The sequence below is a fragment of the Pradoshia sp. Z3_51 genome (assembly GCF_058215915.1).
Genome location: NZ_JBZAJC010000003.1, coordinates 347,543 through 360,862, shown reverse-complemented (window position 1 = coordinate 360,862; position 13,320 = coordinate 347,543). Strand labels below are relative to the sequence as shown.

Annotated in this window: 16 protein-coding genes; 9 read left to right on the top strand and 7 right to left on the bottom strand. The window is 37.6% G+C overall.

The genetic code is table 11. The annotated features are described in order from the left end of the window. Positions 1 to 77 precede the first annotated feature (77 nt). From AC4BHA_RS08865 to AC4BHA_RS08855, 3 genes are all read left to right on the top strand, one after another. Positions 78 to 1,265, top strand: coding sequence for an acetate kinase (locus AC4BHA_RS08865; RefSeq protein WP_066108974.1), 1,188 nt, complete (start codon positions 78 to 80; stop codon positions 1,263 to 1,265). A gap of 252 nt (positions 1,266 to 1,517) precedes the next feature. Beyond that, entirely contained in the window at positions 1,518 to 2,351 is an 834-nt protein-coding gene (locus AC4BHA_RS08860; RefSeq protein ID WP_139892797.1) for an EcsC family protein, read from the top strand. Positions 2,352 to 2,398: 47 nt separating this feature from the next. Then, positions 2,399 to 2,590, top strand: a complete 192-nt coding sequence (locus tag AC4BHA_RS08855; RefSeq protein WP_139892798.1) for a hypothetical protein — start codon at positions 2,399 to 2,401, stop codon at positions 2,588 to 2,590. A gap of 30 nt (positions 2,591 to 2,620) precedes the next feature. On the opposite strand, the gene AC4BHA_RS08850 is transcribed toward AC4BHA_RS08855, so the two are convergent. Further along, a complete protein-coding gene (locus tag AC4BHA_RS08850) occupies positions 2,621 to 2,935 on the bottom strand; it encodes a hypothetical protein (RefSeq protein WP_066108968.1) in 315 nt (104 codons plus the stop codon). A gap of 227 nt (positions 2,936 to 3,162) precedes the next feature. On the opposite strand from AC4BHA_RS08850, the gene AC4BHA_RS08845 reads away from it, so the two are divergent. Together AC4BHA_RS08845 and argH are read left to right on the top strand one after the other, a co-directional pair. Continuing rightward, positions 3,163 to 4,371, top strand: coding sequence for an argininosuccinate synthase (locus tag AC4BHA_RS08845; protein ID WP_066108966.1), 1,209 nt, complete (start codon positions 3,163 to 3,165; stop codon positions 4,369 to 4,371). Beyond that, on the top strand, positions 4,368 to 5,741 hold the full coding sequence (argH, locus tag AC4BHA_RS08840) for an argininosuccinate lyase (protein WP_139892799.1): 1,374 nt from the start codon (positions 4,368 to 4,370) through the stop codon (positions 5,739 to 5,741). Before AC4BHA_RS08845 ends, argH begins: the two co-directional genes overlap by 4 nt. A 65-nt stretch (positions 5,742 to 5,806) precedes the next feature. Here the strand turns inward: argH and AC4BHA_RS08835 are convergent, their stop codons facing one another. Both AC4BHA_RS08835 and AC4BHA_RS08830 read right to left on the bottom strand, forming a co-directional pair. Then, positions 5,807 to 6,277, bottom strand: coding sequence for a universal stress protein (locus AC4BHA_RS08835; protein ID WP_066108961.1), 471 nt, complete (start codon positions 6,275 to 6,277; stop codon positions 5,807 to 5,809). Between the two features lie 295 nt (positions 6,278 to 6,572). Continuing rightward, on the bottom strand, positions 6,573 to 7,664 hold the full coding sequence (locus tag AC4BHA_RS08830) for a M24 family metallopeptidase (RefSeq protein WP_066108958.1): 1,092 nt from the start codon (positions 7,662 to 7,664) through the stop codon (positions 6,573 to 6,575). 132 nt (positions 7,665 to 7,796) lie between these two features. Between AC4BHA_RS08830 and AC4BHA_RS08825 the strand changes: the two genes are divergently transcribed. Continuing rightward, the gene (locus AC4BHA_RS08825) at positions 7,797 to 8,474 is read left to right on the top strand and encodes a metal-dependent hydrolase (protein ID WP_490551051.1); all 678 of its coding nucleotides are present in this window, start codon (positions 7,797 to 7,799) and stop codon (positions 8,472 to 8,474) included. 159 nt (positions 8,475 to 8,633) lie between these two features. Here the strand turns inward: AC4BHA_RS08825 and AC4BHA_RS08820 are convergent, their stop codons facing one another. Continuing rightward, entirely contained in the window at positions 8,634 to 9,083 is a 450-nt protein-coding gene (locus tag AC4BHA_RS08820; RefSeq protein WP_490558452.1) for a hypothetical protein, read from the bottom strand. A 251-nt stretch (positions 9,084 to 9,334) separates the two neighbouring features. Here AC4BHA_RS08820 and AC4BHA_RS08815 point away from each other — a divergent pair, with 251 nt between their 5' ends. Continuing rightward, positions 9,335 to 9,583, top strand: coding sequence for a hypothetical protein (locus AC4BHA_RS08815; RefSeq protein ID WP_066108949.1), 249 nt, complete (start codon positions 9,335 to 9,337; stop codon positions 9,581 to 9,583). Between the two features lie 59 nt (positions 9,584 to 9,642). After that, positions 9,643 to 10,950, top strand: a complete 1,308-nt coding sequence (locus AC4BHA_RS08810) for a CBS domain-containing protein (protein ID WP_066108946.1) — start codon at positions 9,643 to 9,645, stop codon at positions 10,948 to 10,950. A gap of 69 nt (positions 10,951 to 11,019) precedes the next feature. On the opposite strand, the gene AC4BHA_RS08805 is transcribed toward AC4BHA_RS08810, so the two are convergent. Continuing rightward, a complete protein-coding gene (locus AC4BHA_RS08805) occupies positions 11,020 to 11,322 on the bottom strand; it encodes a YtpI family protein (protein ID WP_066108943.1) in 303 nt (100 codons plus the stop codon). 148 nt (positions 11,323 to 11,470) lie between these two features. Between AC4BHA_RS08805 and AC4BHA_RS08800 the strand changes: the two genes are divergently transcribed. Further along, on the top strand, positions 11,471 to 12,418 hold the full coding sequence (locus AC4BHA_RS08800; RefSeq protein ID WP_066108940.1) for a DHH family phosphoesterase: 948 nt from the start codon (positions 11,471 to 11,473) through the stop codon (positions 12,416 to 12,418). A 43-nt stretch (positions 12,419 to 12,461) separates the two neighbouring features. Here AC4BHA_RS08800 and ytrI read toward each other — a convergent pair whose 3' ends face one another. Together ytrI and ytrH are read right to left on the bottom strand one after the other, a co-directional pair. Next, positions 12,462 to 12,962 carry a sporulation membrane protein YtrI gene (ytrI, locus tag AC4BHA_RS08795; protein WP_066108937.1) on the bottom strand — a complete coding sequence of 167 codons (501 nt, stop codon included), beginning with the start codon at positions 12,960 to 12,962 and terminating at the stop codon, positions 12,462 to 12,464. Further along, entirely contained in the window at positions 12,959 to 13,294 is a 336-nt protein-coding gene (ytrH, locus tag AC4BHA_RS08790; RefSeq protein WP_066108934.1) for a sporulation membrane protein YtrH, read from the bottom strand. The genes ytrI and ytrH overlap by 4 nt, the downstream gene beginning before the upstream one ends. Positions 13,295 to 13,320 lie beyond the last annotated feature (26 nt).

Here is a 13,320-nt window from a genome sequence, read left to right as displayed (position 1 = left end):
TGGAATCGAGAACATATAAAATAAGCAGTTACCGTGTAACATCGATGCTATTCATAAATGTAAGGAGCAGAGAATATATGTCAAAAATAATCGCGATTAATGCTGGGAGTTCCTCTTTGAAATTTCAATTATTTGAGATGCCTGAGGAAACTGTAATCACTAAAGGGATTGTAGAAAGAATCGGACTTCAAGACTCCATTTTTACAATTACAGTAAATGGAGAAAAGAAAACGATGGTTACAGAAATACCTGACCATTCCGTTGCTGTAAAGCTTTTGCTTGAAAAGCTTACTGAATATAAAATCATCAATTCCCTTGAAGAAATTGAAGGAATTGGACACAGAATCGTACATGGCGGAGAAATCTTTAAGGATTCTGCTGTTATTACGGATGAAGTATTGGAGCAAATTGAAGACTTGGCTGAATTAGCGCCGCTTCACAATCGTGCGAACGCAACTGGTATCAGAGCTTTTCGTGAAGTATTGCCAAACGTACCAGCGGTTGCTGTTTTCGATACAGCATTCCACCAAACAATGCCTGAAAGCTCTTATCTGTACAGCTTGCCATACGACTATTATAAAGAATACGGAATCCGTAAATATGGTTTCCACGGAACTTCTCATAAATATGTATCCGAGCGTGCAGCTGAGCTATTAAAACGTCCTCTTGAGCAATTGCGTTTAATCTCCTGCCACTTAGGTAATGGAGCAAGTATTACCGCAATTGAAGGCGGAAAATCTATCGATACAACTATGGGATTCACTCCATTGGAAGGTTTAACAATGGGAACAAGATCCGGAAGCTTAGACCCTGCCTTAATCCCATTCTTAATGGCTAAAACAGGTAAAACAGCTGATGATGTAATCAATATTCTTAATAAAAAATCCGGTATGCTTGGTGTTTCCGGTTTCTCCAGCGACTTACGTGATATTGAACAAGCGGCTGAAGAAGGTAACGAGCGCGCTGAATTGGCTATCTCTAAATTTGCTGATGGTATTCACAAATATATTGGATCCTACGCAGCGAAAATGAACGGGGTAGATGCAATTATCTTCACAGCTGGTATTGGTGAAAATAGTTCTGAAATCCGTGCGCGTGTATTAAAAGGTTTAGAATTCATGGGCGTATATTGGGATCCAGCTTTAAACAATGTACGTGGAAAAGAGCAATTTGTGAACCATCCATATTCACCAGTTAAAGTTATCATTATCCCAACTGATGAAGAAGTAATGATTGCCCGTGATGTGGTACGTTTAACACATTAATAACTTGCATAATTTTAGTTTAATGATAAAAGGAATTCGGACTAGAGCTTTATAGCTCCTAGTCTGAATTCCTTTTTTGTGTTTAGTGCTATTAAATTCACTCAGGAGTATTCAAATGGATGATGTTATCTTGCGTTATTCTTATATCTGTTCATTCATAGGACTTCTGTACAGCTATTTTCGAGAATATAGGAATTGGTACGATATGTGATATACTTTTTGTATCAGACCATTTAAAGAGGTGATCATTATATGGCGTTGACGAAACGGGATCAGGAAATTTGGATGGAAATAAAAGAGTGGGAAGCGGAGATGAAGGCAAGTGAGCCAACCGATTTTGAAACATATTATGATCGGTGGATAGAGAATATGTTCACGCTGTTGCCGGAGAGTACACAACAGGAGTTTTTCTCGAAAATGGATAATTGGTTATTTCACCTGCACTCCATGATTCATGAGTCTCAATTCCAACTTGATGCAAGGAATCGTATACTTACAAATGCCCGCGTTTTTGATGAAAATATATCAACACTAAAAGACTTAAAAGAGCTTTCCATTGATCAGTTGGCCTATATCGCTGAACAGCAAGTGGCCAGACATCGGATGTATTCTCTCGTTCAGGGAGGTATTTCGGCTGTAAATGGAGGGGTGGCTTTAGCAGCGGATTTGCCGGCTCAAATGGTGATCAATTTAAGGAGTATTCAGCTGATTGGAATTTCATATGGTTTTGAAATGAACACCCCATATGAAATTATGATTTCACTAAAGGTATTCCATGCTGGTACAATGCCAGAACGTATGCAAAAGTATTTCTGGGAGACCTTAATGGAGGATTTGGATCATTCACCTTCTTATTTCTATGAAGGGGAAGATGAGTTGAGCAATGTTTTTTGGTTTGATCAGCCTATTAAACAAATGATGAAGGTGATGGCTATATATTTCTTTAGGAAAAAGGTATTTAAGGGAATACCAATTCTAAGCATGGCTATCGGTTCAGGTGCTAATTATCGTCTAACAAAAAAAGTTACGGATTTTGCAGATAAATTTTATAAATATCGTTACTTAAGTGAAAAAGAGAACCTTTGATAGATGTATCAACCGTGTGTAGCTACATATAGGGAGTAAGCTCTCGAATGGATATGGTTGTAACTGATATAGGTCTTCAGCAGATTTCAACTGATTTATTTAAAATACCCGGATCTAAAAAAGTTTGTAAATTAGTATTGGAGAAATTAACTTTCCAGAGCATGGACATTTCATCGGGAAGTAAGGGAAGATTAAATTGCATAATTTATGAATATTATCAAAAAAACCGCCCACAATAATGGGCGGTTTTTTTGATAATAGACCACAAATTATAAATGTTTTTTTCCTGTTAAATCCTGTTCAGTTCTGTACCAAATCCATAAATCATTTATGATTGAGGCATGTTCAGCAATTTCGTAATTTAGAGTACATGAAACCTCAAAATCATCTTCATCATTTAACTGATTTAATTTATGATTAATAATCCGTTCAATATCCTGTATACGCTCTGGGATCTCCCCTCTAATTTGTTCCCAACGGTTTAGGATGGCTTTTTGTACAATAGGAGGGTAGACAGCAAAGTCCAATTTCAGGTGAGGAATCGGTATACCCAGACGTTCATCGTATATGAAAAAATCCTCCATTTTAATTCACTCCCAATGTTCATTCATACAAATAGTTTACACAATCTGGCTAATATATACGAATTTCTTTTGTAATTTATAATAGCGGAAAGTTACAATGATTCGGCATAAAATAAATTTTCAGGAAATACTTGAAAAAGTCACATAATGTTGGTAAAGTGAATAACATATTCTAATTGCATAAAAACATTTTTATTTGAATAAATATACATCGGAGGGGAACGTTCATGAATAAAAATAAAGTAGTACTTGCCTATTCAGGAGGATTAGATACATCAGTTGCTATTTCCTGGTTAAAACAAAAGGGGTATGACGTGGTAGCATGCTGCCTGGATGTAGGCGAAGGCAAAGATTTAGATTTTATAAAAGAGAAGGCTATTAAGGTTGGTGCCTGTTCTTCCTATGTTATAGATGCCAGAGAAGAATTTGCTAATGATTATGCGTTAGTAGCTCTTCAGGCGCATGCAATGTATGAGGGGAAATATCCATTGATTTCTGCTTTATCCCGACCATTGATTGCAAAAAAACTTGTTGAAGTAGCGGAAAAAGAAAATGCTGTTGCTGTGGCACATGGCTGTACAGGAAAAGGGAATGATCAAGTACGTTTTGAAGTATCAATTCAAGCTTTGAACCCTAACTTGAAGGTACTTGCACCGGTTAGAGACTGGAGCTGGTCTCGCGAGGAAGAGATTGAATATGCAAAACAAAATAATATTCCTGTACCGATTAATTTAGATAGCCCATACTCAATTGACCAAAATTTATGGGGACGCAGTAATGAATGCGGAGTTCTTGAGGATCCCTGGGCAGCCCCTCCGGAGGGAGCGTATGATTTAACAACAGCTCTTGAACATACTCCTGATACACCAGATATTATTGAGATTACGTTTAAAGAAGGAGTACCTGTTGCATTAAATGGAGTTGAATCTCCTTTAGCCGCATTAATCCAGAATCTTAATAATCTTGCTGGTAAACATGGTGTTGGCAGAATTGATCATGTGGAGAACCGTTTGGTTGGAATTAAGTCAAGGGAAGTATACGAGTGTCCTGGTGCATTAACTTTAATTAAAGCGCACAAAGAACTGGAAGACCTAACAATGGTTAAAGAATTGGCACATTTTAAGCCTGTAATTGAGAAGAAATTAACTGAACTCATTTATGAGGGCCTATGGTTTTCACCGCTGAAAGATGCTTTGATTGCCTTTTTGAAACAATCTCAAAGCTTCGTGACTGGCGTAGTACGTGTGAAATTATTTAAAGGTCATGCTATTGTGGAAGGTAGAAAGTCTGAATACTCTCTTTATAATGAAAACCTGGCAACCTATACTTCAGCTGACGAATTTGACCATGCGAGTGCGGTTGGATTTATCAATCTATGGGGACTGCCTACAAAAGTAAACAGTCAGGTTCACAATCAAAAGAAGGTGACAGTGTGAAAAAACTGTGGGGAGGCAGATTTACGAAAACTGCCGAAGAATGGATTGATTCCTTTGGCGCCTCCATCGCGTTTGATCAAGAATTAGTGATGGAAGACCTCGAAGGAAGCCTTGCTCATGTGACAATGCTTGGAGCCTGTGAGATTCTCTCGAAAGAGGAAGTCGAGTTAATTAAGAATGGATTGTACTCTTTAAAAGAAAAGGCGGAAAAAGGAGAGCTCTCTTTTTCTGTAGATTTTGAAGATATCCATTTAAATTTGGAAAAATTACTTATTGATGAAATTGGGCCGGTTGGAGGTAAATTGCATACTGCCAGAAGCCGTAATGACCAGGTGGCAACGGACATGCATTTATATTTACGTTCCCAGGTCAATGAAATCATCGGCGGAATTACAGAATTCCAAAACACGCTGATTCAGGTGGCCGAAAGGCATATCGAGACAGTTGTTCCGGGATATACTCATTTACAAAGAGCCCAGCCTATTTCATTAGGGCATCACTTTATGGCCTATTTTTGGATGCTTCAGCGAGATAAAGAACGTTTACAGGACAGCCTGAAAAGGATTAATCTCTCGCCTCTTGGAGCAGGCGCGTTGGCTGGTACAACATTCCCAATTAATCGGGAATTGACTGCTCAGCTGATGGGGTTTGATGGAATCTATGAAAATAGCTTAGATGCTGTAAGTGATCGTGACTTCATCGCAGAGTTTTTGAATAATGCATCATTGATCATGATGCATCTATCCAGATTCAGTGAAGAAATTATTTTGTGGTCCAGCCAAGAGTATCGGTTTATCGAATTGGATGATACGTTTTCAACAGGATCAAGTATTATGCCACAAAAGAAAAATCCGGATATGGCAGAGTTGATTCGCGGTAAAACCGGACGTGTGTATGGAAATGCCTTTGGGTTATTAACTCTCTTAAAGGGCTTGCCACTGGCTTACAATAAAGACATGCAAGAGGACAAAGAAGGCATGTTTGACACGGTTATCACACTAAAAGGATCTTTGAAAATTTTTAATGGAATGATAGAGACTATGAAGGTTCATACAAATGTGATGAAGGAAGCAGTTTATAACGATTTTTCAAATGCGACCGAGTTGGCTGATTACTTGGCAGCTAAGGGAATCCCTTTTCGTGAAGCGCATGAAATTGTCGGTAAATTAGTTCTATATTGTATACAAAAGGGGTACTATCTACTCGATCTTCCATTAGAAAAATTAAAAGAAGCATCCAATCTAATTGAGGAAGATATCTATGAAGCTTTGAAACCGGAAGAGGCTGTGAGAAGAAGAAACAGCTCTGGTGGTACTGGCTTTAATCAGGTAAGACTGGCTATTGATAAAGCAAAGAGTTTAGTGGAATAAGAGCCTCATACAATAAAAATCCCATGCGCGGCGCATGGGATTTTTATTGTTAATTACGTGTATACTTACTTTGCTGCAGCTTGATCCACAGGTTTATCATCGGAACGAATAACCATTACGTCGCATTTTGCATAACGAATAATATGTTCAGATACGCTTCCGATAAAGAAACGCTCAACAGCATTTAAACCGGTTGCGCCACAAATAATTAAGTCAACATTAAAAGATTTAGCGATATCTTTAGGAATTTTTACTTTTGGAGATCCAAACTCAATAGATAGAGCTACATCTCTAACACCAGCATCAAGAGCAATTTGTTTATATTCCTCTAAAAGGTCTTTTGCATATTGCTCAGCGCTCTCAGAAATAGAAATGCTGTATGCCTCAACTGCAGCAAATGTACGGTTGTCGACAACATGAGCTAAAACTAACCTAGCGTCATTTCTTTTTGCTACGTCAATAGCTTTTTTGAAAGCCCATTCTGCCTCCTGTGAACCGTCAACTGCCACAAGGATATTATTATAGGTTAATGCCATATTAATCTCCTCCTTTAAGTATATTTATATTATACTATAAATTACACGAAAAGTCGGAATATTATATGAACATATTTTGAAATGAATTATAAATATTATAAATAATACAATAACGAATATCTTAATTTATTGAATATTATTTTGAAATACTTAATGATTCAAGAAAGATAATGTCTCTCAATCCGATTAGTATTCTTTTTTAATACATAAAAAACACCCCTTAAAAGTTAGATTGGTGTCTAACTTTTAAGGGGCAGTTCATCCCCGCTGTCTGTTGGTTTATTATATAGTGCTCTTAAATAGTTACTAGTTCTTTCGGGAATTTAGTAAGAATTTCTACCCCGTTTTCAGTCACATATAGATCATCCTCTATGCGAACGCCGGCTTTGCCAGGAACATAAATACCCGGCTCAATCGTAAAGACCATTCCTTCCTGAAGAGACAGTGTATTGATTTCGGTCAAGGAAGGATATTCGTGAACGCTAATTCCAAGGCCATGACCAAGACGATGAGGGAAATAGTCACCATATCCCTTATTTCTAATAATATTACGTGCTGTTAAATCTATTTCGGCACAAGTTTTTCCAGGTCGGCATGCTTCAACTGCAGCAATTTGAGCCTCAAGAACAGTGTTGTAAATTTCCCTTTGTTCTTCATTAATTTGTCCGAAAGCAACTGTACGTGTAATATCAGAACAATATCCATCTACCACAACACCTAAGTCGAATAGAACCAGGTCACCTTTTTTGACTTTCGTTTGTCCAGGAACTCCATGAGGGGAAGCGGCGTTTTCACCAGTTAGCACCATTGTTGCAAAGGACATTTCGGATACGCCTTCTCTTTTCAATTGATACTCCAAAGCAGCCAGGATTTCCATTTCTGTTTTACCCTCTGCAATTTCTTCAGTTCCGATTTTTATGGCATAGTCAGCAAGACGGCAAGCTTCTTTAATGATTTTTAATTCAGATGGACTTTTAATCATACGCAGTTGACGCATTTTTTCTTCCGCCGATATATATGTCGGCTGGTTTAAAATTGAATTAAGTCCTTCAAGTCGTTCCATAGTTAAATGTTCTTTTTCCACTGCCAGAGTTTGAATAGAAATGTTTCTTTTTTTCAGTGTTTCTTTAATAACTTCCCATGGATTTTGGGTATCAGAAATGCCAAGCACTTCATACCCCCAGCCAGCCTGTTTTGCGTCTGAAACCTCCATTTGCGGGCAAATTAAAATAGGTTCTTCAGTAGGGAAAGTAATTACTGCCAATAAGCGTTCATGAGGATCGCTATAGAACCCACTTAGGTAAAAAACATTTTCTGTAGACGTGATAAAAGCAGCATCAGCCTGTTTTTCGGTAAGCCAATTTGCCAAGTGATTTAAGTTACTCATATTGGACCTCCATAATATTTTATGTAAATGTTACTATGAAAGTAGAGTATCAATTATGCAGGATAATGTAAATTGTTAGAAAACTTAATTTAACGGGTATTTATTGAAAAAACAATGAAAGGACTGAAGGAGATGAAAGTATCTTTTCATGGCCATTCCGTAGTGAAAATCGAAACAGAGGGGAAACAATTGCTGATTGATCCATTTATTACGGGAAATGAATTGACAGATTTAACAGTGGAGGATGTAAATCCGGATTATATTTTAATTACACATGGACATGATGATCATTTGGGTGATACGGTTCAGTTGGCCAAAAAACATGATGCGTTGGTAATCTGTAATTTTGAATTAAGTACATACTTGGGATGGAAAGGTGTAAAAACACATGGCATGTCCATCGGTGGAGCTTATGAGTTTGATTTTGGAAAAGTGAAATTAACCCAAGCTTTTCACGGAACGGGGTTTGAGGATAATGGCCAATTAATATATGGAGGGATGCCTGCAGGGTTGTTGATTACAGCGGAAGGTAAAACGATTTACCATGCCGGAGATACAGGCTTATTCTCAGATATGAAGTTGATTGGTGACCGTCATCCGATTGATTTAGCATTCCTGCCGATTGGAGATAATTTCACGATGGGGCCAGAAGATGCTGCGCTGGCTGCAGAATTCCTGCACCCTAAACAAGTTGTTCCAATTCACTATAATACGTTCCCACCGATTAAGCAGGATCCATATTATTTTGCTTCCTTATGTGATTCAGAACTCGTTCGGGTTCTGAATCCGGGAGAATCTATTGAATTATAAAAATAGAGTTTTATGTGAACGGATTGTTTTTTAAGTAGAAAATGCTAAATATCAGAATAATTAATACTAGAATTAGCATTAAAATCTAACCATTTTTCATAGTGTAACCAAGAAAAGCATCGGTACTATGCCGATGCTTTTTAACTTGATTTATTTTAACTAGCGGATTTCTATTACAAAAGCATAACTTGAGTCGCCCTTTTCCCATCTTGCCGATACATCGTAACCATATACGCCTTTTTCTTTTGGCAATACGATCTTATTATCCCTAATATGTACATTCGCTGTTTTTTCATTGGTAAGCCATTGATTTACATTTAATGTATTTTCTTGCGGTGTGTTTTTGAATTCTATGTTCAATTCAGATTCAGGTGATGCAACCACAGGTTTAAATTCGTGATCTTTAATGATTTCTGGAGGAGAAGTCATATCAACACAACCAGCATTTATGAGTCCATTCCAGCAATACGAGCCTTGTGCGACCTCTACATTTTTATCTTCAACAGTTATGGTTGGTGAAGGTGGTGTTACGTTTAATAGTCCAATAAGAAAATAGCCACCCATACTTAAAGTAATCAATACAATCAATGTAACCAAGTACTTTTTCATACGCTTCCCTCTTAATGGAATAATTTACTAATCAATCACTAAAATAGTTTAACATAAATTTCTAAAACACTTAGAATTCAACTGAAAAAATCCTTTATTGCACGCAAAAATGAGCAAATTCAATGTGAATTGAATTAACTTCTGCATGTATCCATAATTAATTTTGTTCTTAAAACCGAACCTGTTAGTTTTATGTGTACTTCTTTTTTTTTCGTTTATTCATATATTTATCTTATAGGAGGGATAAATCTATGAAAATTCGTTGTGGTATCAGTTTGGTAATTGGCCTGGCGATGTTATTATGGGCACTTCCATATCTATCATTTGAAGGTAATATGGAAGAAACCATTTTTTCATTCGCATGGCTTGCGCTCGCATTTAGTGTTTTGGGAGGGAACCTTTCAGCTATTTTGTACAGTGTGGGTAATAAACGAACAATTGCGCAGTCAAAAGGTACAAAAAATCCCCATATTTCCAGACAATATAAAAGGTCACATTGATTGATTGGAACGTTTCCCATTATAATAGTAATAATGGATAACGAAAAAGGGTGAATAGTTTGGCTACTAAGCATGAACAAATATTGGCATATATTGATGAACTACCGATTGGCCAAAAAATCTCTGTACGGCAAATTGCAAAAGCACTGACCGTCAGTGAGGGAACCGCCTATCGAGCAATTAAAGAAGCTGAAAATAAAGGGTATGTCAGTACGATTGAAAGAGTTGGAACCATTCGTATTGAACGGAAGAAAAAAGAAAACATAGAAAAACTGACATTTGCTGAGGTTGTTAATATCGTTGATGGACAGGTCCTCGGTGGTAGATCAGGGCTTCATAAAACTCTGAATAAATTTGTCATAGGGGCTATGGAGCTTGAGGCGATGATGCGTTACACAGAGGCAGGCAATCTTTTGATTGTCGGGAACCGTGTGAAAGCACATGAACTTGCATTAACCACAGGGGCAGCTGTGCTCATCACCGGTGGATTTGATACAGCGGATTCAGTTAAAAAACTTGCGGATGAATTGCAAATGCCTGTGATCTCTACGTCTTACGATACCTTTACTGTTGCAACAATGATTAATAGAGCAATCTATGATCAGCTGATTAAAAAAGAGATTTTACTTGTCGAAGATATTCTTATTCCAATTGAGAAAACAGAAGTACTGAAAGCAGGAAATACAGTTGAACGTTGGACTGAACTGAATAAAGCGACAAAGCATAGCCGTTTTCCGGTGGTAGATGATAATTTGCGCCTGCAGGGAATGGTTACATCTAGGGATATTCTTGGGGTTGATGCTTCCGTACAGATTGATAAAGTTATGACTAAAAATCCTATCTTTGTAGGTGAAAAGACGAGTGTAGCATCTGCCGCTCATATGATGGTTTGGGAGGGTATTGAGCTCTTGCCAGTCATTGATAACCGCAATCTTTTAATCGGAATTATAAGCAGACAAGATGTTTTAAAGGCATTGCAAATGAGCCAGCGGCAACCACAGGTCGGTGAGACGATTGATGATGTCATCGCCAATCAAATGACGGCTGTTCAGGGTAATGATAGTTATCAGTGTGAGGTGACACCTCAGATGACTAATTACTTGGGAACGATCTCGTATGGTGTATTTACAGCTATGGTAATTGAAGCAACGAATAGAGTGCTGCGAGGATATAAACGCGGTGATTTAGTTGTAGAGAATATGACGATCTATTTCTTAAAGCCTGTTCAGCTTGAGAGCAAACTCGAAATTGTACCAAAGGTACTGGAAATTGGACGGAAGTTTGGAAAAGTAGATATAGAAGTCTTCAATGAAGGAAAATTGGTCGGTAAGGCCATGATGACCTGCCAGTTATTGGAGCGTAGTTAACGATAAAAAATTGCCTTTATAGGAACTATAAAGGCAATTTTGCATATTCACGTAATGATTATGATACGATTATTTTAGTGCCGCCTGATATTCTTCCTCAGCAAGGGGAGCATAATATTTATACATTCTTACACCGCCATATATACTCCATCCGCCAACTATGATAAAAATAGCAGCGACGATATAGGTGACAGTTGTATGAAAAAGGAATAGCTGATTAAGACCGAAAAGAGCAACAAATACACCTAAAGAGATGGATGATTTACCGGACAGATATGCTCTTTGCATAGGTAACTTGGTTCTGAAGTATTTTGTCTTATAGTAAATAAAAAACGAAAAAGACATTACAATTAAAAATACAAATATTATCATGCACTGTGCCTCCAATTGGGTTGTATGCCTATATTGTACAAGATATTGAAATATTGTACCAATTTGGAATTCGATTCCTTATCCTTGGTTGCGGGTATCATATGCATGACCATACATAAAAAATACAAAAGATAAAGGGAGAAAAGTGATGAAGGAACAGATTATAGATGCAATCAAAAAATACAATACGATTATTCTGCACAGACATGTTCGGCCAGACCCTGATGCATATGGATCACAATGTGGATTGGGAGAAATCATTAAATATTCCTTTCCAGAAAAACAAGTATTCATGGTTGGTCAAGAAGAGGAATCTTTACATTTTCTAAAGCGACTTGATGTGATTCCGGATGAAGCATATGAAGGAGCATTAGTGATTGTTTGTGATACAGCCAATCAGGAAAGGGTCTGTGATCAACGGTATACGAGGGGGGATCTTTTGATTAAAATAGATCATCATCCAAATGAGGATCCTTACGGAGATTTTTTGTGGGTTGATACATCAGCAAGCTCTTGCAGTGAAATGATTTATGAATTATATGAGTACGGTAAGGATAAAGGATTACGAATGAATCAGGAGGCAGCGCGATTATTATATGCAGGAATCGTAGGTGATACGGGTAGATTTTTATATCCAAGTACTACCGATAAAACATTTCTGTATGCCGGCGAGCTTATTCAGTACGGATTTAATCGCACGGATATATACGATGGTATGTATGATGTTGATGAAGCGGTCGTTCGTTTGAATGGCTATGTTTTTGAAAACTTTAAAATAATTGATTCAGGAGTTGGGGTAGTCGTAATTACGAAGGAAGTCATGGAACGATTTGGTGTAAAATCCTCCGGAGCATCTTCACTTGTCAGTACTTTGGGATCTGTAAAGGGAATCAAGGCATGGGTATTTTTCATTGAAGAAAATGATGAAATTCGAGTTCGTCTCAGATCAAAAGGCCCTGTTATTAATGGTGTAGCTATGAAATATAATGGAGGCGGGCATCCCTTAGCATCTGGCGCAACCATTTACAATTGGGAGGACATGAATAATGTCCTTGCAGATCTCGTACAGGTTTGTTCCAACTATGGATCCAAATAATTAAGTGGAACAGCCAGGTACCCAGAGGAGTACCCGGCTGTTCTTAAATTTGTTTGAGCGACAATGAAATTTCGATATGCGTGTATAGAATTAATTCCTGGACTTCCAATTGATAGTGCCTGCCGTTTAATTTGATATTCTTATTAATAATTGCTCTTTTAAGGAGTTCTTTTCCATGACTCACACTTTCCAAATCCTTACCTAATAAGCTTTCGAAATCTTTCTTAATACTTTGCTCTACCTCAAAAATACTGAGTGGATCCAATCTGTATTTTTTATAGTTTGTAATATGAACGGTTACTTCCTGTACGAGTAATTTACTCTCATTTTTTTTATTTAAAATTTCGTATTCATTTTGCCATATTTCAAGCTCATCGTGTAAATCTTTAATAGCATCCTGCTGTGTTTCTATTAACTGAATTTGCTTTTCCTGCAGATCACCGAACATATACAAAAAAAGCCCCCAGCTTATGATCGCCCCTATAATAACTCCTGCGAAAAAGCGTTGCCATAAGGGATTTCGATAATATGGAGGGATTCTCATGGATTTAACTGCTCCTGTGTCAGCCATTGGATAATGAGAGCACCGGCTTGAGCTCCTCCAAGGGCTGAAATAATAATCAGGATTTGTTTGAATAAATCTTTTGTCGCACCATGAAAGATTCCTCGTTCAAATGAATAGACCGCATCGAAAGTTCCGCCAATAGCTGCCACAATAGCCCAAATTCTTAAACCCTCGGATAGGCGAAACACTTGAGTTAATGGGGGTTGACCTGTTATGAAAGCAGCCAGTCCACCGATCAAAGATCCGCCAAGCAGTACGCCAAATGAAATGAAGAAACTGTTTATAAATGCTGGTAAGAAAGCCTGGTTCATTTACCTCGTCCTTTTTGTTTTTTACA